We start from the raw sequence: 19,955 nt of genomic DNA, 5'->3' as shown, positions 1-19,955 counted from the left end.
TAACGTATTTATCAGACAGAATACAGAGTATGGAATTGCTGAAATAACCATAAATGGCATTTGAGGCATTATTCAGATAATGCTGACTGTTTTCTTACTAATTCCCCAAAAAAACGAATTTTTACTAAGGTGAGATCAATCGTGTTAATTCTCATTTTTGACGTTCATCCCGTGTAAACGAGCGGGATGACAAGAGATTGCAAGGGAAACGTCGTATGATATGCGGTGAGCAGTGGTGGGTTTTCAATCGCAAGGAGGAAGACATGCAGGTTCGTATTTTGTTGGGGCTATCCGCAGCAGTTTTGTTGGCGGGGTGCAGCAGCACCAGTCAACTCAGTGCGGCTGGGCAGGCTGTGACGTTCACGGATACCAAGCCAGGAAGCGAATGCCAACTGTTGGGGCAAGCCAGCGGTAGCCAGTCTAACTGGTTGGCGGGCAACCATGGCGACGGCAGTTCTCTGCGTGGTGCGGCAAACGATCTGCGCAATAACGCGGCGGCGATGGGAGGCAATACCATCTATGGTGCGACTAGCCCAAGTGAGACCTTCTGGTCAAGCTTTGCGCCGCTAGACAGCAAAATGAACGGCAGCGTTTACAAATGTCCTTAAGCTAAGAAAAACCCGGTGAGAGTGGTCTGCTCTCACCGTTGTTTACTCACCAATCAACGCAATAGCCCGGTATCGTCCTGACGCTGCTTCATTCCTAAATCCAACGGCGTTTTGCTCGCTTCCCCACCGATTTCCCGCGCCAGACGGGGCACCAGATAGCCGGATACCTTCTTCAGCAGCGCTTTAACCAAGACGCGCGCCTCGTTGTCATCTACCAGAAAATGCGCGGCTCCCTGAACCTTATCCAGTACGTGCAGGTAATAAGGCAAAATTCCCGCGTCAAATAACGCATTACTGAGTCGGGCAAGCGTCTCAGCGCTGTCATTCACCCCGCGCAGCAGCACACTTTGGTTGAGCAGCGTCACGCCCGCACGGCGCAAACGCGCCATACTTTGTGTTAAATCAGGATCAATTTCCTGCGGGTGGTTAATATGCGTCACCAGTAGCACCTGAAGCGAACTGCGTGACAGGCGATCGCACAGCGCGTCGGTAATGCGTGCAGGGATCACCACAGGCAAACGGCTATGAATGCGCAGGCGTTTCACATGTGGGATGTGTTCCAACTCGGTGATCAGCCAGTCCAGCTCGTGGTCTTTAGCCATCAGCGGGTCGCCGCCGGAAAAAATAATTTCATCCAGTTCCGGGTGCTGGCGGATATAATCCAGCGCCTGACGCCAGTTTGCCTTGTTGCCCTGATTATCCTGATAGGGGAAATGGCGGCGGAAGCAGTAGCGGCAGTTTACTGCACAGCCGCCTTTAACCAGTAGCAGGGCGCGGTTGTGATATTTGTGCAGTAGCCCCGGAACGACGCTGTGTTGCTCATCAAGCGGGTCATGGGTGAAGCCAGGAGTGGCAATAAACTCCTCACGCGCGGTCAATACCTGTAGCAGCAACGGATCGTCAGGATTGCCCTTTTGCATCCGTGCCGCGAATGCGCGTGGTACACGCAAGGCAAAAAGCCGGCGTGCATCACTGCCTTGCCGGAGTTTAGCGTGATCGTTCAGTGCCAAAAGTTGCAGTAATTCATCAGGATCGGTAATTACGTCTGCAAGTTGCTGCAACCAATCTTCTCTGGAAGGTATATTTAGGGTTACAATGTGTGCCATTTTTTTGGCTTCGTACCAGTATTAAAATTGTAGAGGGCCTTTATGGCGACTTATTCTAGCAACGATTTCCGTTCCGGTCTTAAAATCATGTTCGAAGGCGAGCCGTATGCCATCGAATCCAGTGAATTTGTGAAGCCGGGTAAAGGCCAGGCTTTTGCTCGTGTAAAAATGCGTCGCCTGTTGACGGGCTCTCGCGTTGAAAAAACCTTCAAGTCTACCGACTCAGCAGAAGGTGCAGACGTAGTCGATACTAATATGAACTACCTGTACAACGACGGTGAGTTCTACCACTTCATGCACCCTGAGACGTTTGAACAACATCAGGTTGAAGAGAAGACCGTTGGTGATTCTGCAAAATGGCTGCAAGACAACGCTGAATGTATCGTTACCCTGTGGGATGGTCGTGCTATCGCTGTTCAGCCACCGAACTTCATCGAAGCTGAAATCACCGATACCGATCCTGGCCTGAAAGGCGATACCGCAGGTACTGGCGGTAAGCCAGCAACGCTGAGCACCGGCGCGGTCGTTAAAGTGCCATTGTTCGTGCAGATTGGCGAAGTTGTCCGAGTTGACACGCGTTCTGGTGAATACGTATCACGCGTTAAGTAATTAATGCGAAAAAGGCCGCCTTCTGCGAGGGCGGCCTTTTGATTGGTTCTTCATTCCCGCTTTCCTTTTCTGCTCCCTGCCTTAAAAATCCTCCACAATAACCAAAATTGGCTACGCTTAAAAAGCAGTCCTTTCGTACCGTTGAAATCCAACTCTTATAAAGAAGGAACCGAGTATGCTGAAGAAAGCGTGTGTTGCCATTTTCTCTCTGGTTATTCTCTCTGCGGTGGTGGGGTGTAATACCACCCGAGGTGTTGGGCAAGATGTTGAAGCGGGCGGTAAGGCCATTCAGCGCAGTGCCCAATAATCAACATAGGAAATAAGTCGTAATAACTTTTCCGAGTGGAAGAAAATGCCGTGATGGTGTTTTCTTCCCCGCGGCGAGATAATGTGAAAGTGGATCACTCGGAGAAGTAATAATGTCGCCTCTTTTCATTACTGTCGGCATGCTGACGTTGAGTAATATATTTATGACGTTCGCCTGGTATGGGCATTTACGCTATTTCAGTGGCCGAACCTGGATAATTGCTGCGTTGATCAGTTGGGGGATCGCATTATTTGAATATCTGTTACAGGTGCCCGCAAATAGGATTGGTTATCAGGTTGCTTCTGCCGGTCAATTGAAAATATTGCAGGAAGTGATCAGCCTTTCCGTATTTATCCCTTTCTCCATGTTCATTTTAAAAGAGCCGTTCCGCACCGATTATATCTGGGCGGGGCTGTGCCTACTGGGCGCGGTTTTCTTTATGTTCCGCGATAAGATTATGGGATAACGCATACCCGTCATACTTCAAGCTGCTTGTGCGTTGGCCGCCCTTACTCACCCCAGTCACTTACCTGAGTAAGCTCCTGGGGATTCGCTCGGTTGCCGCCTTCACGCAACTCGAATTATTTAGGGTATAGACGTTTCGTCTCCGTGTTGTGGTCAACATGCTCAGATTACTGATTGACCCAGATGAGTGCCTCTGTCGGGAAGCCGTAGCGTTTGGCTGTGGCGACCAGTTTGTCGCGTGTCGCAACATCCAACGTTGGCGTGCGTGAGAGAATCCACAGGTAGTCACGGTTTGGCCCGCAAATCAGGGCGTAGCGGTAGTCATCATCCAGTTCAATAATGTTGTAACCGCCATAGAACGGCCCGAAGAACGATACTTTTAGCGCGCCACGCTGAGGTGAGCCCGTGAAATAGGCTTTCCCGGTGCTTTCTTTCCATTCCTGTTTTTCGACGTTAAAGCCGCGATTGATCACCTTGATGCCACCGTCATCCCGCGGGCTGTAGGTTGCCGTCACGCGTTCCAGATTGCGCTCAAAGCGGTGGTCGAGACGGGCGATCTCGTACCATGTGCCGAGGTAACGATTAATGTCAAAATTTTCTACGACGGTAACGTTGTCGGGCGGCGTTACGCTACAGGCGACAGAAAAGAGCGCCACGAGTGCGGCAGCACATGCCTTCCCGCATCGTCTGATGTTGAAGATAAGGGATTTGAGGAAAGTGGTGTTAAAGCGAGTAGCGTTAAAGGGCATGATATTGACGTCTCATCGTTTGCATCGTTGTTCCAGTGTAGACGATGGACGTGGTCAGGCGGGGAAATAAAACGGCCTGCAATATTGCACAGGCCGTTAAGGTCGGTGTTACCCCTTACAGCGTAACGACACCGATGGTGGTAACCACAGTCAGGATTGCTGCCAGGCCGTAGAACACCCATTTTCCAGCAGGAACGTGGATTTTCAGGTCATGCATCGCGTGGTGGATACGGTGCAGGCCACACCAGAGCGGTAGTACAATCATCAACAGTAAAAAGACGCGGCCGATGAAGCTCTGGCTGAACGCGGCGATGCGCTCATAGGTTAACGCGTCCGGGAAGACGCCCAGAGGCAGCATCACACCGACCAGCAGGATGATCACCGGGGCGAAGAACGCGCTCCACATCCCACCAGCGCCGAACAGGCCCCAGAAAGGTGGTTCGTCAGAACGTTTTGGCGTTGGGTTAATCACGTTATTTCTCCTGTTCAGAATAGTAAGGCGATCGCCAGAACGGCTACGGTTACCACCACGGTGACAGCCCACAGCCCTTTAATGAGTGGCTCTGGCCCCATTTTTTCATCTTTAACGATGATAATGCTGGCCTTCGGCGCGAGTTCAAACCAGGTTTTGGTGTGCAGCGCGGCGGCCAGCAGTGCAACGATATTAATCAGCAGCACCAGCGGGTTTTGCAGGAAGCTGACGAAGTTTGCCCAGCCTTCCGGTCCGTTTTTCAGTGCGAAGACGCCGCACATCAGTACGATACTGAACCAGACGGCAGGGACGGCAGTCCCTTCACGCAACATATAAAAGCGATAAAACCCCAGCTTTTTCCACCAGGTCGGCGACATGTCGCGCACATACGCTTTACGTTTAGATGTCATCATTGTCCCTCCCTTATTGTGGTTTCAGCATGGCGATCATGAAGTCTTTCGCGCTTTCGACTTTGCCTTGCTGGATAGCAGCGGCTGGGTCGACGTGCTTCGGACACACCTCTGAGCAGTAGCCCACAAACGTACAACTCCAGACGCCGTTATTGCCATTCAACTGCGCCATACGCTCTTTCTTGCCGTGATCGCGGTTGTCCAGGTTATAACGGTGCGCCAGCGTAATCGCTGCCGGGCCGATGAACTCAGGGTTCAGGCCGAACTGCGGACATGCCGCATAGCACAGGCCACAGTTAATACAGCCGGAGAACTGGTGATACTTCGCCATTTGCGCCGGAGTCTGTTTGTTCGGGCCGTCAGCAGGTTTACGATCGTTGCCGATGATATACGGCTTGATAGCTTCCAGACTCTCGATAAAGTGGGTCATATCGACCACTAAATCGCGCTCGATAGGGAAGTTGCCCAGTGCTTCGACCTTTAGACCTTTGGTGTAGTCACGCAAAAAGGTTTTGCAGGCCAATTTGGGGACGTTATTCACCATCATGCCGCAAGAACCACAGATCGCCATGCGGCAGGACCAGCGGTAGGACAGGTCAGGTGCCAGGTTATCTTTGATATAACCCAGCGCATCCAGCAAGGACGTCTGCGTGTTGTACGGAACATCGAACGCTTCAAAATACGGTTCGCTGTCCTGTTCAGGGTTATAGCGCATGACTTCCATTTTCAGGGTTTTGATCATCTCAGCCATTCGCCTGCTCCTTCTTGCTGCCTTCCTGTGCATCACCTTCTGCACCATATACGCGTTTGGCCGGTGGAAGTTTGGTAATCTTCACATCGCTATACTCCAGATGAGGTGCGCCTTCTGGGTTATAGAACGCCAGCGTATGCTTCAGGAAGTTAACGTCATCACGCTCGGTGCAACCTTCATCCAGACGCTGGTGTGCGCCGCGGGATTCTTTACGGTTGATCGCCGAATGCGCCATACATTCCGCAACATCCAGACTATGGCCCAGCTCAACGGTGTACAGCAGGTCGGTGTTGAACACGCTGGAGCGGTCGGTGATTTTCACGCGTTTGAAGCGTTCTTTCAGCTCTGCCATCTTATCGACGGTTTTCTGCATCAGGTCAGTGGTGCGGTAAATACCACAGCCTTCTTCCATCGACATACCCATTTCGTCGCGGATTTTCGCCCAGCTTTCTGTGCCTTCCTGATTCATCAGGTCATGCAGGCGCTGTTCGATATCGCGGATTTGTGCGTCCAGCGCCGTGCCGTTGGCAGGGGCTGCCGCCTGTGCGCGTTGCACGGCGTGTTCACCCGCAACGCGTCCGAAGACCACCAGTTCGGCCAGCGAGTTGGAGCCCAGACGGTTCGCGCCATGCAGACCAACAGAAGAACATTCGCCGACGGCGAAGAGACCTTTGATACGGGTTTCGCAGTTTTGATCGGTTTCAATGCCGCCCATGGTGTAGTGCGCGGTAGGGCGAATAGGAATCGGCTCTTTCACCGGATCGACGCCGACGTAGGCTTTTGCCAGTTCGCAGATGAACGGCAGACGTTCCAGAAGTTTCTTCTCGCCGAGGTGGCGTAGATCAAGGTAAACCACGTCGCCCAACGGGGTTGAGACGGTGCGGCCTGCGCGCCATTCGTGCCAGAACGCTTGCGAGACTTTATCGCGCGGCCCCAGCTCCATGTATTTGTTTTTCGGCTGGCCGAGCGGCGTTTCCGGGCCCATGCCGTAGTCTTGCAGGTAACGGTAGCCATCTTTGTTGACCATGATGCCGCCTTCGCCGCGACAGCCTTCGGTCATCAGGATACCGGAGCCAGGCAAACCGGTCGGGTGATATTGAACGAACTCCATGTCACGCAACGGTACGCCGTGGCGGAACGCCATGCCCATGCCGTCACCCGTGACGATACCGCCGTTAGTGTTGTAACGGTACACGCGACCTGCGCCGCCTGTCGCCAGTACCACGGCGTTAGCGCGGATCTGAATCAGTGAACCTTCCATCATGTTGATGGCAACTAGACCACGTGCCTGACCGTCATCGACCAGAACGTCGAGGACAAAGTGCTCGTCGAAACGTTGGATTTGTGGATATTTAAGGGAGGTTTGGAACAGGGTATGCAGCATGTGGAAGCCGGTCTTATCGGCAGCAAACCAGGTACGTTCGATCTTCATCCCGCCAAAACGGCGCACGTTGACAGAACCATCCGGTTTACGGCTCCAGGGGCAGCCCCACTGTTCCAGTTGAATCATCTCTTCCGGGCAGTGTTTGACGAAGTGCTCAACCACGTCTTGTTCACACAGCCAGTCGCCACCGGAAACGGTGTCGTTGAAGTGATAATCGAAGCTATCGTGTTCCTGAGTCACTGCTGCTGACCCACCTTCTGCCGCCACGGTATGGCTACGCATTGGGTAGACTTTTGAGATCAGCGCAATTTTCAGTTGGGGGTTGGCTTCTGCGGCAGCAATTGCCGCTCGTAGGCCAGCTCCCCCGGCCCCGATAATGGCCAAATCGGCATTAAAGGTTTGCAATGCATTCCTCCAGTTACTTAAGTTAATTAAGTTAAAATAAAAAAATAATATCTATTCATTTCTGTCTTTATATCCGAGCTTAATAGCAAACCCGCTTAAAATTATGTGATAGACGTATAAAGAATAGATAAACCTATAATTTTTGTGTGGGAATGATTATACCGAATTATAGGTAGGTGAAATTTGATGTGATCCCGCATTTTGTGGTTTTTTCAGCAGGTCGCGTATTTATTGATAAAAACGTGATCGAAAGGCTTATTTACAGGGGAATAATGCTTTTATTTCTTTAATAACCCTTTTGAGGTGGATATAAGAAAATGATCCACTGGATATAATTGATGGCTGCTATCCTGAGCGCCTCTTCTTAGAGGGTAGTGCATACATGGCTGAAAAGCACGTCTGGCCTTTTTTCCGCTGGAAATTTGGGCTGATGCGGGTAGACTGCACCCCCTGTTTGACTTTGGAGTAAGAACCATGAGCGAGACGGCAAGTTGGCAACCTAGTGCTTCTGTCGCTAATTTGTTGAAACGAGCGTCGATCATTGCTGCTGTCCGACGTTTCTTCACCGATCGTGGTGTACTGGAGGTTGAAACGCCTGCGATGAGCCAGGCCACGGTAACGGATGTTTTCTTATACCCGTTCCAGACCCGTTTCGTTGGCCCCGGTGCTGCGGATGGCATGACGCTGTATTTGATGACCAGCCCGGAATACCATATGAAGCGTTTGCTGGCTGCTGGCAGTGGGCCGATCTTTCAGCTGTGCCGCAGTTTCCGCAATGAAGAGTCAGGCCGACACCACAATCCAGAATTTACCATGCTGGAATGGTATCGCCCTCACTATGATATGTACCGCCTGATGAATGAGGTCGATGATCTGTTACAGCAGGTACTGGATTGTGAAAGTGCGGAAATGCTCTCCTATCAGCAGGCATTTCTACGCCATCTGGAAATCGACCCGCTGTCTGTTGATAAAGCGCAACTGCGCGAAGCGGCAGAAAAACTCGGGCTTGGCGATATCGCCTGCCGTGAAGACGATCGCGATTCGTTGGTGCAGATGCTGTTTACCTTTGGTGTAGAGCCGAACATCGGGCGGGACAAGCCCGCGTTTGTCTACCATTTCCCAGCTACGCAGGCCTCGCTGGCAGAGATCAGTTCAGAAGACCATCGCGTCGCCGAACGTTTCGAAGTTTATTTCAAAGGGATTGAGCTGGCGAACGGCTTCCGTGAATTGACCGATGCCGATGAGCAACGTCAGCGATTTGAGCAGGATAACCGCAAACGTGCCGCACGTGATTTGCCACAGCAGCCGATCGATGAAAACCTGCTGGCGGCGCTGAAACACGGTCTGCCTGAGTGTGCGGGTGTGGCGTTGGGCGTGGATCGTTTGATTATGCTGGCGCTGAATGCCGAGCAGTTGAGTGACGTGATTGCGTTCTCCGTAGAGCGCGCGTAACCGGTTTGAAGCAGGGCGGCGCCACATCTGGCTGCCGCCCGTTTTCCTTTCTTATAAGCTGCCCGGCGTCCGCTGCCGTGGCGTCAGCGTTTTCCCACTGCGTGACAGATTGTCCATTTTCACCTGGAACGGTGGGAAAGGAAGTTCCAGATTGTGTTTGCGGTAATTTTCCAGAATCAGTTGATGCAGTTCGTGGCGCAGCGGCATACGGTGCCCCATTTCGGCGGCAAAAATACGCAGTTCAAAAATCTGAATTCCCTGTTGCAGGTCGACCAAAAAGACTTCCGGTTCCGGCGTATCCAGAATCAGCGAACAACGCTTCACTGCGTCCATCAGCAGTTCCGTGACCTCCTGACTGTTCGCATTTGCTGGAGCAGGCACCGTCATCACAACACGCGTGACCGAATCCGACAGCGACCAGTTGATAAACTGCTCGGTGATAAACGCCTTGTTCGGCACGATGATCTCTTTGCGATCCCAGTCGGAAATGGTGGTGGCACGGGTATTAATGCGCATGACGCTCCCCGTGAGATCGCGGATTGTGACGGTATCGCCGATACGCATGGGTTTTTCAAACAGAATGATCAGGCCGGAAATAAAGTTGGCGAAGATTTCCTGCATGCCGAATCCCAATCCCAGACCGAGAGCGGCGACGAGCCATTGTAGTTTCGACCATTCGATCCCGATCAACGAGAAGCCCATCAGACAGCCGATCAGCATCAGAATATATTTGCTGATGGTGGTAATGGCGTAGCCGCTGCCCGGTGACAGATCCAGATGTTGCAGGATCGCCAGCTCCAGCAAGGCGGGCAGGTTACGCACCAGCTGCGCGGTAATAATGAAGATCAGAATCGCGATCAGCACCGATCCCAGCGTAATTGCCTGTACGCTCTCTACGCCTTTAACCGTGCTGGAGACATCCCACAGGCTGATATTTTCCATGAACGCGAAGGCGGAATGAATTTCCGACCACAGCGCGATCACAGAAACCAAGGCGATTAGCGTCAGGATGGATCGCACCAACTGCAAGGATTTGGCGCTGATGGCATCCAGATCGACGACGGGTTCTTCCACCGCTTCCGAGCTGCTTTCATGGGATGATGCAGACGGCGTGTCTTCTTCACCTTTGGCACGCTGCGCCAGAATTTCCGAACGACGCTGTTTGGCGCGGTCGAAGGCGATGCGGCGGCGCTGAATTAACATCCAACGGCGAATAATGTGGTAAACCACCAGCAGGAAGAACCAGATAGAAACGGAGGTTTCCAGGCGGGCTAATAGCGCCTGTGCTGTCGCCAGATAGCCGATGCAGGAGGCTAGCGCGGCAACGAGCGGCATGGCGATCAGAATGTTCCACATCGCGCGGTTAACGGAGTTTTCCCCCGAGCCTTCTTTATCCAGGTACAGCGGAATACCCGCGCGTTTTAATCCGGTTGTGACCAAACTCAACGCCATACAGAGCAGGATAAAGCAGAGCCGCCCGAGCGTGCTAGAGAATTCGCGATCGTTGAGTTTATCGAACGTAATCAGCGCCATAATCAGCGGCACGATAAAGGCGATGGAGAGACGATAGTAGCGCATCGCTCTGGCTACACGCTCGGGCGACCAGCGGAAGTGAACAATGAACAGCCCCTGCGGATGTGAGAATGAGGCGCTGATCATTACCAGCCACATCAGCGGCACGGTGGCGGTCACGCTGTCGCCGATGGCGACGGCAATCGGGTAAGGCCAGGCGTTTTGCAGCCCGTATCCCAATGCGGCCCAGAGTACGGGCAGTGGCAGAGCGGTAAGGATGGACCAGAACACGGTACGCAGCGTCAGCATAAAGTGATCGAGCGTGACCTTACCGACGCGGCTGCTGGCGCGCTCCATAAACGCATGATAGTGACGACGTGAGCTGATACTGAAACCAACCAGCAGCAACGCGCCCAGCAGCGGTAGCACGGTTTCCTGACTGGTCACCATCATGACCAGCGCGCTGCCCAGCTGCGTCAGCGTATCCAGTGACAGCAGACGCGTCAGATCCTGTACCAGTTTAAGCGGATAGGAGAAAGTGACATGATCGACATCCGCCACCCAGAATAGGTCGCGATGGGCCGCTTCGCGTGTTTCGGTTAGCGCATCTGCCAGCTGGTTATTGGCGACTTTGAGTTTGGTCAGTTCGAGTATCTGTGAATCACAGCCGGAGATCAGTGAAGTCAGCAGGTCGCGCTGGGTACGCATCTGATCGGCCAGAATGCGCTGCTGTGCGCTGGTCAGCGGATCGCCACTATCCTGCTTGGCATTATCAAGATCTTGCGGTTTGTTGATCAGGTCTTCAAAGTGCAAGCGCTGTACGCGCAACTGCGCCATATCGCTATCCAGCAACTGGGGCTTGGGCATTTCCGGCAGGCGGGCTATCTGTGCCCGTAATGTTTCACCCAATATCGGTGAGACGCCGAGCCACTGTGCCTGTTCGCGAATGGTGCTCAGCGCCTGACGCACCTGAATGGTGTGCGTGGCAGCCTGGCGCTGCTGAGAGGCGATAAGATCCATCCGCTGCGCTTGTTGGTTCAGCGCGACGGAGAGCTCGCGGTTAACCTGTAGCTGCTTGCTGATGACGCTCGGTAAATCGCCGCTTTGTTCCGCGAGCAGTTCGGTACGTTCTAATGCCTGTTCGGCTTCGCGCTGGCGTAGGTTGTTGAGTCTGCTGCGTAAATCCTGTTGCAGCAGATCCAGCCTGTCGTGGCGCTTTTTATACAGCTCGACGCGTAGACGGGACAGCTCCTGACGATTGCTGGCTGATAGCTGCGCCAGCTCCAGTTCGTCCACCCGGCTTTTTCGCAGTGCGGATTCGGCCTGAAGTGCTGTGAGCTGCGCTTGCCCCAGTGGGGTTGCGGGTGTACCGAGAGATTGAATACGGCGTTCCGCATCGCCTTGCATGCGGCTGGCTTCAGTTTGCTGCTGCGGAAGCTGGCTCAGTGAGTCGCTGATTTCGCGCAGCCGATCCTGTTCCTGCTGGAGCTGGCGAGCCTGTTCCAACAGTTGGCTGCTGGTTTGCAGTAGCTGCTGCTCGAGATCGTTGCTAGAGAGACTTTCTGAAATAGGCGAGGGTTTGCCGTCTTCGGCATTAAGCTGGCGACGCAGCTCTTGAACCAGCTTGGGAAAATCATCAATGACGCGCTGATACTGTGTGGCGCGCTCCAGTGACTCTTTGCGATCCTGGAGCGTGTTCAGTGCAGCTTGATATTCCTCAACAATTTTCGCCTGATCGGCTGCACCTTTGTTGGCTTCCGCCTGCTGTAGTTGCTGGCGTAACTGCGCCTCATTGGGCGCAGTGGCAGCCAACGTGGCAGTTGATAATAAACATCCCAAAAGAACAGCCAGAATCAGACGCACGTTAGCTACCTTTATTACAAATAATACTCTTACAAGCGACCAAAGTCGGACGTTATTTACGGCGCGTCGGGTTTGTGGCCCGTCTGGCCGGATGCCTCAGCCGCAGGATGTTGTCCCTCAACCTGAACAGGCTCAGGCATTGCCGCGACAGGCGATTGTGCGACGTCGTTTTCTTCCAACTCGGTTCCTTCCGGGAAAACAACAGGCGTTTGCTCATCCTGACGGACTTCGGCAAATGGTTCGCCCATACGCGTCACGCTTAGGGTATTCAGGTGTGCAGCAAACTGGAGATTATTGCCTGCGGCAAACAGGTTAATCACGGTTGAGCCCAGCTTGAAGCGGCCCATTTCCTCGCCTTTCGCTAGCATGACGGCACCTTCTTCACCCGCCTGCGGGTAAGTCCAACGCTTGATGATGCCTTCACGCGGTGGTGTCACCACGCCTGACCACACGGTTTCGATGCTGCCGACAATGGTCGCGCCCACCAGAATTTGTGCCAATGGGCCGAATTCCGTATCAAACAGGCAAATGACACGCTCGTTACGCGCAAACAGATTCGGCACGTTATCGGCCGTCAATAGATTGACGGAGAACAGGTCACCCGGTACATAAATCATCTCGCGCAGCACGCCGTCGCACGGCATATGGAGGCGGTGATAATCACGCGGTGAAAGATAAATGGTGGCGAACAGACCGTCACGGAACAGATCGGCCATCACATAGTTGCCTGCCAGCAGCGCTTCCAGTGTGTAGTCGTGATGCTTCGCCTGAATCAGCTTGCCGTCGGTAATGGGGCCAAACTGCGACAGTACGCCGTCAGCAGGCTGCACCAGACGGTGCGCATGAGGATCGACAGGGCGAATGCCTGGGCGCAGAGGGCGAACGAAAAATTCGTTAAACGTGCGATAGGAGGCGGTATCCGGCTGCTGCGCCTCCTGCATGTTGACGTTATATTGGCGGACAAACAGATCGATCACCAGCTTGGTGAGTTTTCCCGCACGCTTATTTGCTCCCCAGCCCGCTAAGCGGGTCAGCCAAATCTTGGGAAGCCAATACTGTAATTTGATTTTGATATTATCCAGCACGGTGAGCCTCTTGGATTAATAGTGCGCTATAAAACAACCTATCTGGGGAACACACTTGACGCTGCCAGCGGTAGCCCAGAGAGAAATAAGTGGATTCACTTATCCTCAAAGGGGGCGCATTGTAACGATGGTCATGATAAATGTCAGTTGTCTGTATCCGAAAAGCCTTTACGCGTTTTTACTTGCGCCATGCTTTCCAGAATCCGGTGATAGTTATCAAAGCGCTCTGTGGCAATCTCTCCACGCGCAAGTGCGGCATTGATAGCGCAGCCTGGATCGTTTTCATGTTTACAGTCGCGGAACTTACACGAGCCGATGTATTTACGTAACTCAATGAAACCACGCGTAACCTGTTCAGGTTCCAGATGCCACAGACCAAATTCGCGCACGCCCGGTGAGTCGATCACGTCGCCACCGTGCGGGAAGTGGTAAAGCCGGGAGGCGGTGGTGGTGTGTTGCCCCAATCCTGAGTTATCAGACACCTCGTTTACCAGAATGCGTTCTTCACCCAGTGCGAGCAGCGCATTAAGCAGGCTGGATTTCCCGACACCTGACTGTCCGGCGAAAATACTGATACGGTCGGTTAACGCCAGCTCCAGTTCAGGAATACCCTGTTGAGTATGGCTGGAAACCATCAACACGCGATAGTTGAGCGCGCGGTAGATATCCATTTGTTTATCAACAAACTGGCGGGATTCGTCATCCAGTAGGTCAATTTTGTTCAACACGATCAGCGGTTCGATCTCCAGCGTTTCGCAGGCGACCAGATAGCGATCGATAATGTTCAGCGACAGCTCAGGCAAGATCGCCGAGACGATCACGATCTGATCGATATTGGCGGCGATCGGTTTAATGCCATCGTAATAGTCGGGGCGGGTCAGGACTGAATGGCGAGGGTGAACAGCTTCCACGATCCCGCTGATGCCAGCGAGTGATTCATGGCCGGGTCGCCAGACGACGCGGTCGCCCGTGACCAGCGATGGAATGGTCCGACGAATGTTGCAGCGGTGCACCACGCCATCGGCGGCTTCCACATCGGCGTGCATACCGAATCGGCTGATGATAATACCTTCCTGCGCATCGCCCAGTTGGCTATCTTCCCATTCGACTTTGCTTTCCGTTTTTTTCAGGCGACGCTGGTGGTTTGCGCTAACCCGACGCTGCTGACCTTTCGACAGTTTCTTTTTGCTCACTGAGCCTCACTTAAGACGATTTACCGTTCACGACAGCGGGTTGTCGCTCGCCGCGTTTGAACGGACTATAATACACCCTATTTGATTTTAATTAACTGATACCACCTTGTCGGTATCAGCATTGAGATTGATACTGATATCCTTGTCTCGACGACAGGGCACAATGCAACAGGAATTCCCACGATGGTAGATGAAAATAACCTGATCTGGATCGATCTCGAGATGACTGGTCTGAACCCGGAGCACGATCGCATTATTGAGATCGCCACGCTGGTGACGGATGCAAACTTGAATGTGTTGGCTGAAGGGCCGGTCATGGCGGTGCACCAGTCAGATAGTCAATTGGCGCTGATGGATGACTGGAATGTGCGTACGCATGGTGCCAGCGGCCTGACGGATCGCGTCAAAGCCAGCACGACGGATGAACGCGCTGCCGAGTTAGAAACGCTGGCATTTTTACAAAAATGGGTACCGGCGGGTAAATCGCCGATTTGTGGCAACAGCATCGGCCAGGATCGCCGCTTCCTGTTCCGCTATATGCCAGAGCTGGAAGCTTACTTCCACTACCGCTATCTGGATGTCAGCACGCTCAAAGAGCTGGCGAGACGCTGGAAGCCAGAAATCCTGACGGGTTTTAAGAAGCAAGGTACGCATCAGGCGATGGACGATATTCGCGAATCATTGGCGGAATTGGCCTATTACCGTGAGAACTTTCTGCGACTGTAGTCGGTGGCGCAAAGCGGATAGGGCGTGATGTCCAGCGATCTGCTGCTATTTACGTCACAACGCCTGTTTTGTCAGCGTATTGTTTTTTTTATCAGCAGTCAGACGATTTTTCATTTTTGGGGGCTTGCGGTTAAACGGATTTCTCGTATAATGCGCACCCCATACCGATGAAGAATTTCAATTAAAGAACGTCAACATCGCGTAAAGATTTCCCGGGCGGGAATAGCTCAGTTGGTAGAGCACGACCTTGCCAAGGTCGGGGTCGCGAGTTCGAGTCTCGTTTCCCGCTCCAAGTTTTATCACTGTTTGTCACCATACAGGCAGTGTGCAGTAATCAGACGTAACGCCTGTTAGTGTCTGTCCGATATGCGGGAATAGCTCAGTTGGTAGAGCACGACCTTGCCAAGGTCGGGGTCGCGAGTTCGAGTCTCGTTTCCCGCTCCAATTCTTGTTTTTTATATGTCCATCACGTCTTTAACTCCCTGATTTAACAAGCTAATTGCTCTGTTGAGCATCCAGCGAAACCCGCTGAAAACCACCGTCAACCACGCCGAAGTAGTACACAAATTAGTACACGAAAATCGGGTGCGTTACGGCTACGGATTGTTTGCTGAGTCGCTTCCCTGTGTGCGGTACACCTCTCTTCAACCTTGAAGGAGGCATATCCTATGGCGTTAACCGATGCCGTTGCCCGGCAAGCCCGCATCACTGCCAAAGCCTACACCCTGAACGACAGCGATGGGCTGTCGCTGTTCGTAACCGCCAACGGCGCGAAAAAATGGCACTTCCGTTTTTCGTTGCAGTGTAAACAGCAGCGCGACGAATTGCGTGCGCCGTTAGCCGGAGGCGGCGATCCGCGAATCTATCGCCAGTAGTCCAACGCATTAGGGCGGCATCCTGTTTGCTCTTGTCTTTCGCATACGCATTGATGCGTAACAACCTTAACACAAACAGTGAATCAGGCGCTGGCTGTATGTAGCGCGGGTTTATGGGAAAGCGCTGTAGGGCGCTGTTGAATAAGTCGAAGAGTACTGACTCACTCTCGGTCTGGCTCTTTTGCTAATCTGAGCATAATCTAATCTGGCAGTCGGCTAAGTGCCAGAAGCAGACATAGGTCAGGCTCAAATATCTCAATCATCGGAAGTAGGCCATGACAGCTATTGGCTAATGAGTGGATACTACTATTGTAAGCGTATATTTAATCAGCTATATTTTATCACGGTGTTCTCCACGCCACCATCCGCGGAAAGGGCTGCGCCCAGGTACTTGTATTCAAATATACGGTTACGACTCCAGCCTCAAAGCGGAAAAGGTTTGTGTCAGGAGATCGTATGTCTACAAAAGCGAAACCGCAGCCAGAAAACGGTAAAATCAACCTCGACTATCAGCGTAAACTTGCCAAAGAACTTCTTAGACATTTAAGAAATGGTACGGCATCTCCAGAATCTTATTCCAGACTTTCAACTGGAAACCCTCGATCAAAACCCACCTTAACTGATGCTCAGTGGCTGATTGCCAGAAAGTTGGGGTTCAGTAGCTGGATGAAACTTAAAGCTCATGTCGATGCTATTAGTTTTGCTGCAAGGAATCCGGATTTCAAAACCAGCGATGAAGTGCTTACAACACATTGGCGCTGTGGCAACGATATCGCCCACAACCTACGAATTGCTGGTTTCAAGGGTAATTTCCGTATGTTAACCGACCCTTTATGCATGGGGCCTGTTAGAAATTTACATTTTGATGAATTTAAGAACATGCGGAGCGGCTATATCAGCCGTACATTTGGAATACAGCATAAAGAAGCCTTACATCGTGTTGAAGAAGAATATAAAAGTCTCGAGTTGTTGGAAGGAGATAACCACAACGTTCTGTGGTGCGAAGCGGATGCATATGATCAGCTTTTTTTAGTTCGCTTATTGGCTGGGCTTGACCGTTTGCCTCCGAATCTGGAGCTCATACAAATCAATGGAATACCCGGAATTTCGAGATTTATCGGGATTGGTCAGCTCGCCCCCGATGTACTGGCATGGCTATGGTTACAACGTAAACCAGTGAATAAAGACATGTTACAGTTGGCTAGGCAAGCCTGGTCAGCTTTTTGTAGTAATTCCCCTGTTGAGCTTGCCAGTATGGCGAATTGCCATCACGAAACCCTACCCTTTCTGGCTCCTGCCTTGCTAAGGCAGTTACAGGAATTGCCTTCGATTAGTGGGGGGGTATCCCTGACTGAACGTCTGGCTCTGGAAATTATAAATGGAAGAGAGGCTATAACTTTTCGCAGAGTATTTAATGAACTTACGCGGGTACGTGAGCCACTTCCATTCCTTGGCGACGTGATGTTTTATAGTTTGATGCGGCCTCTTATAGATACGGATCAGCCGCTCCTTGTGGAACTCGATGTTCATAAGGAATGGACAGAACGCACACTGACGATTACTCAGTTGGGGCGTGAAGTTTTAACTGGTCTGGTTTACTGGCCTGATTACGCAACTCATGAACGATGGATAGGAGGGGTGTGTATTAAACCAGGTCAGTCCCATTGGATGCTTGATGAAAACAACAGACCGGTGTGGAATAACTCTGTTTTGAACAAATAAAGGTGGAAGTGAAGTAATTAGATTGCTTATTGCATCAGAATCGCCACAACAAAGTTCTAAAGGAGCCGAATTCTCTAAGTTATGTGTGGCGATTCATTTCGACTTTTCTAACGATGGATTTTTCTAAAGTGACATTGCCAGAAACACTTCTATTTTGGTACCTGCCTGGCATATTTAATATGATTCTACTAACTGTTCAATTCGCCATCCCACGTGGATGCACTAACCGCATCTGCAATAGTGGGTAATATTCAGAGGAATATTAACTTGTGTTTGAGCTCCGCAATATCCGTTCGTCGCTCGTAGCCGACAAGGAGCCATCCTGATGACAGGTTCAGTGACAAAACGGATACTGCTAATATCACTGATATACTCATCAATGAGGAGCAGGTTAGGGATACCTTGCCAACTTCCCCGACCTAGAACACAATATAGCCAGTCAACCAACAAGGTGTGCCGGAAACCCTTGTTGAATCAGCCGATTGGGCGAGAAATGACTATCTCGTTTCCCGCTCCAATCTTTTAGTCTCTTTTTCTGATTCACTCTCCTTCTCTTTTCGATGTATTAAAACTGTTAAATGTTTTCTGCTTTCTTTATCGGGTACGAAACACATGCTGTACGTTGAATTATTGTGCCTTGAACGTTGATATTGTAGATAAATTTTTCTTTTAAAGAATTAGCTTGATTATATTTATTATGGTGTTTGTTTTTATTTTATTTTTTGTGTCGATTTGATTTTGACGTAATATCGGAATTTGACTATGTTTATAACCAGAATGGATTTGCAAAAATAGCATCACTTAACACTACGATGATGCCCCTATCTTTTTTCAGTGATTTTTTATTCTATTTTATATGGGAAATAGATTTTAAATTTCATGGTGATTCCGATTGGTTTTTCAGTAACTAACGGATTATTGGCATGAATTATATGTTTTCCCTACAAATAAAAGAGGATAGAGAAATGAAAGCAATCAATAGCACTATTCTTCATGTTATAGCAACGGCAACTTTGGTGATGAGTGGCTTTTCTCAAGCTGCTGAAACGGCAAAAGAACATACTGGTAAAGAGCAGGTAGAATTAAAACATATTCATGCTGTCCTGCAAAATGGAACAGCCAGCCCGCAGCACGATGCGATGTGTGAAAAACAGCTGGATATGCCTGAATCCAAATACGTTGGCATGAAAGTGACAACCGAATATAGTATTAACCCTCAGTCAATGATGATGTCGGCAAAATCCATGTTCCCTTCGCCAAACAGCACGAAGCCAATGGAATTAACGGCTGATTTATCAGCTTTGGGTCTATCTGATAGCTATTCATTTGGCGCATTTAAACCCAGCGCCTTACCTAACGCTTATATTATTTTCTCTGTTGATAAACAAATGAAAAACCCGGCTAGCACTTTTATGGTTATTAATGAAAGTGAAACGTATAACTGTGTTATTAGCAGTTCAATGCATGGGGTAAGCAAAGAGGCAATGAAAAGCCTTGAAATGAAAAAATAATAACTTTTTTGCTGTAAATTGCAGGCCACGGTCTGCAATTTACGCAATATCCTAACTCATCCGTATTAAGTAATATCGCAACCGCGAGCGGTTTATATGAGTGGCAGTATACGTGATGAGACATCACTCTCGCTGCCATTGAGAAGGTGAATGAATATCACCGTGCCAAATGTATAACGCGAGAACGGGCTCTTCCTGTGTCTGAGTCGCATGCGGAACACCGCTACGGTGAAAGATTAGCTCACCGGGTTGGCGAGCAACATAGTCAGCATTTCCTATCGACCATAAACCCGTGCCAGCCAGAGGAAGATAAATCTCGGTTGCTGGATGACAATGCGCGGGATAATGGGTTTCTGGCGCGATCAGCGTCAGCCCAATCGCCAAATGAGACGATATCCACCGATCTTCGGGGCCGACGCATTGCGTAAAGGCGATTCTTTCACCCAAAGATGGAAAATCAGGATGCGGAGCATAGTCAAAGTTCCAGCTTAATGTGGGCGCTAATAGCCTGAGCATCGAGCATATTTCCTTGTCTCCAGATACCTCTCCGATTTTCAACGCGGGTTCAAAAAAATCCACCACAGGCAGATGTACAGCGTGACTCGTTCGCGTATTTTTTTCTGGTCGGAAAGGCCAGCTATCGACGATTGGGACGATATCCTTACGTACATGTTGAGCGACGGGGATCGAGACTAACCGCTTATGGATCGTGAAGAGTAAGCGTTCGAGAATGCTGTCGTCTGTGCTCAT

At 51.1% G+C, this 19,955-nt stretch carries 19 protein-coding genes and 2 tRNA genes; 11 read left to right on the top strand and 10 right to left on the bottom strand.

Annotated elements, in window-relative coordinates:
• The first annotated feature begins 263 nt into the window (after nt 1-263).
• The gene (locus KKH3_RS17415) at nt 264-608 is read left to right on the top strand and encodes a DUF4156 domain-containing protein (RefSeq protein ID WP_039361924.1); all 345 of its coding nucleotides are present in this window, start codon (nt 264-266) and stop codon (nt 606-608) included.
• Nucleotides 609-661: 53 nt separating this feature from the next.
• Here the strand turns inward: KKH3_RS17415 and epmB are convergent, their stop codons facing one another.
• Nucleotides 662-1,714 (bottom strand): EF-P beta-lysylation protein EpmB, encoded by a 1,053-nt coding sequence (epmB, locus tag KKH3_RS17410; protein WP_039361923.1) that lies wholly within the window; start codon nt 1,712-1,714, stop codon nt 662-664.
• 42 nt (nt 1,715-1,756) lie between these two features.
• Here epmB and efp point away from each other — a divergent pair, with 42 nt between their 5' ends.
• From efp to KKH3_RS17395, 3 genes are all read left to right on the top strand, one after another.
• Nucleotides 1,757-2,323 carry an elongation factor P gene (efp, locus tag KKH3_RS17405; RefSeq protein WP_015841891.1) on the top strand — a complete coding sequence of 189 codons (567 nt, stop codon included), beginning with the start codon at nt 1,757-1,759 and terminating at the stop codon, nt 2,321-2,323.
• A 175-nt stretch (nt 2,324-2,498) separates the two neighbouring features.
• On the top strand, nt 2,499-2,630 hold the full coding sequence (locus tag KKH3_RS17400) for an entericidin A/B family lipoprotein (protein ID WP_015841890.1): 132 nt from the start codon (nt 2,499-2,501) through the stop codon (nt 2,628-2,630).
• A 112-nt stretch (nt 2,631-2,742) separates the two neighbouring features.
• Entirely contained in the window at nt 2,743-3,096 is a 354-nt protein-coding gene (locus KKH3_RS17395; RefSeq protein WP_005972979.1) for a DMT family protein, read from the top strand.
• A 166-nt stretch (nt 3,097-3,262) separates the two neighbouring features.
• Here KKH3_RS17395 and KKH3_RS17390 read toward each other — a convergent pair whose 3' ends face one another.
• From KKH3_RS17390 to frdA, 5 genes are all read right to left on the bottom strand, one after another.
• Complete coding sequence (locus tag KKH3_RS17390; protein ID WP_039361919.1) at nt 3,263-3,847, bottom strand: lipocalin family protein; 585 nt, start codon at nt 3,845-3,847, stop codon at nt 3,263-3,265.
• A gap of 112 nt (nt 3,848-3,959) precedes the next feature.
• Nucleotides 3,960-4,316 carry a fumarate reductase subunit FrdD gene (frdD, locus tag KKH3_RS17385; RefSeq protein WP_039361917.1) on the bottom strand — a complete coding sequence of 119 codons (357 nt, stop codon included), beginning with the start codon at nt 4,314-4,316 and terminating at the stop codon, nt 3,960-3,962.
• A 14-nt stretch (nt 4,317-4,330) separates the two neighbouring features.
• A complete protein-coding gene (frdC, locus tag KKH3_RS17380) occupies nt 4,331-4,726 on the bottom strand; it encodes a fumarate reductase subunit FrdC (protein ID WP_039362583.1) in 396 nt (131 codons plus the stop codon).
• A gap of 13 nt (nt 4,727-4,739) precedes the next feature.
• A complete protein-coding gene (locus KKH3_RS17375) occupies nt 4,740-5,477 on the bottom strand; it encodes a succinate dehydrogenase/fumarate reductase iron-sulfur subunit (RefSeq protein ID WP_039361913.1) in 738 nt (245 codons plus the stop codon).
• Nucleotides 5,470-7,266 carry a fumarate reductase (quinol) flavoprotein subunit gene (frdA, locus tag KKH3_RS17370; RefSeq protein ID WP_039361910.1) on the bottom strand — a complete coding sequence of 599 codons (1,797 nt, stop codon included), beginning with the start codon at nt 7,264-7,266 and terminating at the stop codon, nt 5,470-5,472. The genes KKH3_RS17375 and frdA overlap by 8 nt, the downstream gene beginning before the upstream one ends.
• Before the next feature lie 474 nt (nt 7,267-7,740).
• Here frdA and epmA point away from each other — a divergent pair, with 474 nt between their 5' ends.
• Entirely contained in the window at nt 7,741-8,718 is a 978-nt protein-coding gene (gene epmA, locus KKH3_RS17365; protein ID WP_039361907.1) for an elongation factor P--(R)-beta-lysine ligase, read from the top strand.
• 51 nt (nt 8,719-8,769) lie between these two features.
• Here the strand turns inward: epmA and mscM are convergent, their stop codons facing one another.
• From mscM to rsgA, 3 genes are all read right to left on the bottom strand, one after another.
• Complete coding sequence (mscM, locus tag KKH3_RS17360) at nt 8,770-12,093, bottom strand: miniconductance mechanosensitive channel MscM (RefSeq protein WP_039361904.1); 3,324 nt, start codon at nt 12,091-12,093, stop codon at nt 8,770-8,772.
• A 56-nt stretch (nt 12,094-12,149) separates the two neighbouring features.
• Nucleotides 12,150-13,178 carry an archaetidylserine decarboxylase gene (gene asd / locus KKH3_RS17355; protein ID WP_039361902.1) on the bottom strand — a complete coding sequence of 343 codons (1,029 nt, stop codon included), beginning with the start codon at nt 13,176-13,178 and terminating at the stop codon, nt 12,150-12,152.
• A gap of 143 nt (nt 13,179-13,321) precedes the next feature.
• Nucleotides 13,322-14,371 carry a small ribosomal subunit biogenesis GTPase RsgA gene (rsgA, locus tag KKH3_RS17350; protein ID WP_039361898.1) on the bottom strand — a complete coding sequence of 350 codons (1,050 nt, stop codon included), beginning with the start codon at nt 14,369-14,371 and terminating at the stop codon, nt 13,322-13,324.
• 183 nt (nt 14,372-14,554) lie between these two features.
• Between rsgA and orn the strand changes: the two genes are divergently transcribed.
• The 6 genes from orn (at nt 14,555) to KKH3_RS17320 (ending at nt 19,205) form a co-directional block, all read left to right on the top strand.
• The gene (orn, locus tag KKH3_RS17345; protein WP_039361895.1) at nt 14,555-15,097 is read left to right on the top strand and encodes an oligoribonuclease; all 543 of its coding nucleotides are present in this window, start codon (nt 14,555-14,557) and stop codon (nt 15,095-15,097) included.
• A 216-nt stretch (nt 15,098-15,313) separates the two neighbouring features.
• A tRNA-Gly gene (locus KKH3_RS17340) sits at nt 15,314-15,389 on the top strand.
• A gap of 76 nt (nt 15,390-15,465) precedes the next feature.
• Nucleotides 15,466-15,541 (top strand) — tRNA-Gly (locus tag KKH3_RS17335).
• Between the two features lie 224 nt (nt 15,542-15,765).
• Nucleotides 15,766-15,972: an Arm DNA-binding domain-containing protein gene (locus KKH3_RS17330; RefSeq protein WP_039361893.1), complete on the top strand. Its 207-nt coding sequence runs from the start codon at nt 15,766-15,768 to the stop codon at nt 15,970-15,972.
• Between the two features lie 456 nt (nt 15,973-16,428).
• Complete coding sequence (locus KKH3_RS17325) at nt 16,429-17,694, top strand: DUF1835 domain-containing protein (RefSeq protein ID WP_039361890.1); 1,266 nt, start codon at nt 16,429-16,431, stop codon at nt 17,692-17,694.
• A 965-nt stretch (nt 17,695-18,659) separates the two neighbouring features.
• Nucleotides 18,660-19,205 carry a hypothetical protein gene (locus KKH3_RS17320; protein ID WP_039361887.1) on the top strand — a complete coding sequence of 182 codons (546 nt, stop codon included), beginning with the start codon at nt 18,660-18,662 and terminating at the stop codon, nt 19,203-19,205.
• Between the two features lie 123 nt (nt 19,206-19,328).
• Here the strand turns inward: KKH3_RS17320 and KKH3_RS17315 are convergent, their stop codons facing one another.
• Nucleotides 19,329-19,955, bottom strand: a complete 627-nt coding sequence (locus KKH3_RS17315) for a dimethylsulfonioproprionate lyase family protein (protein ID WP_039361883.1) — start codon at nt 19,953-19,955, stop codon at nt 19,329-19,331.

The sequence above is a fragment of the Pectobacterium actinidiae genome (assembly GCF_000803315.1).
In the GTDB taxonomy this organism is placed as follows: Bacteria; Pseudomonadota; Gammaproteobacteria; order Enterobacterales; family Enterobacteriaceae; genus Pectobacterium; species Pectobacterium actinidiae.
This window is presented reverse-complemented; position numbering and strand designations above follow the sequence as displayed.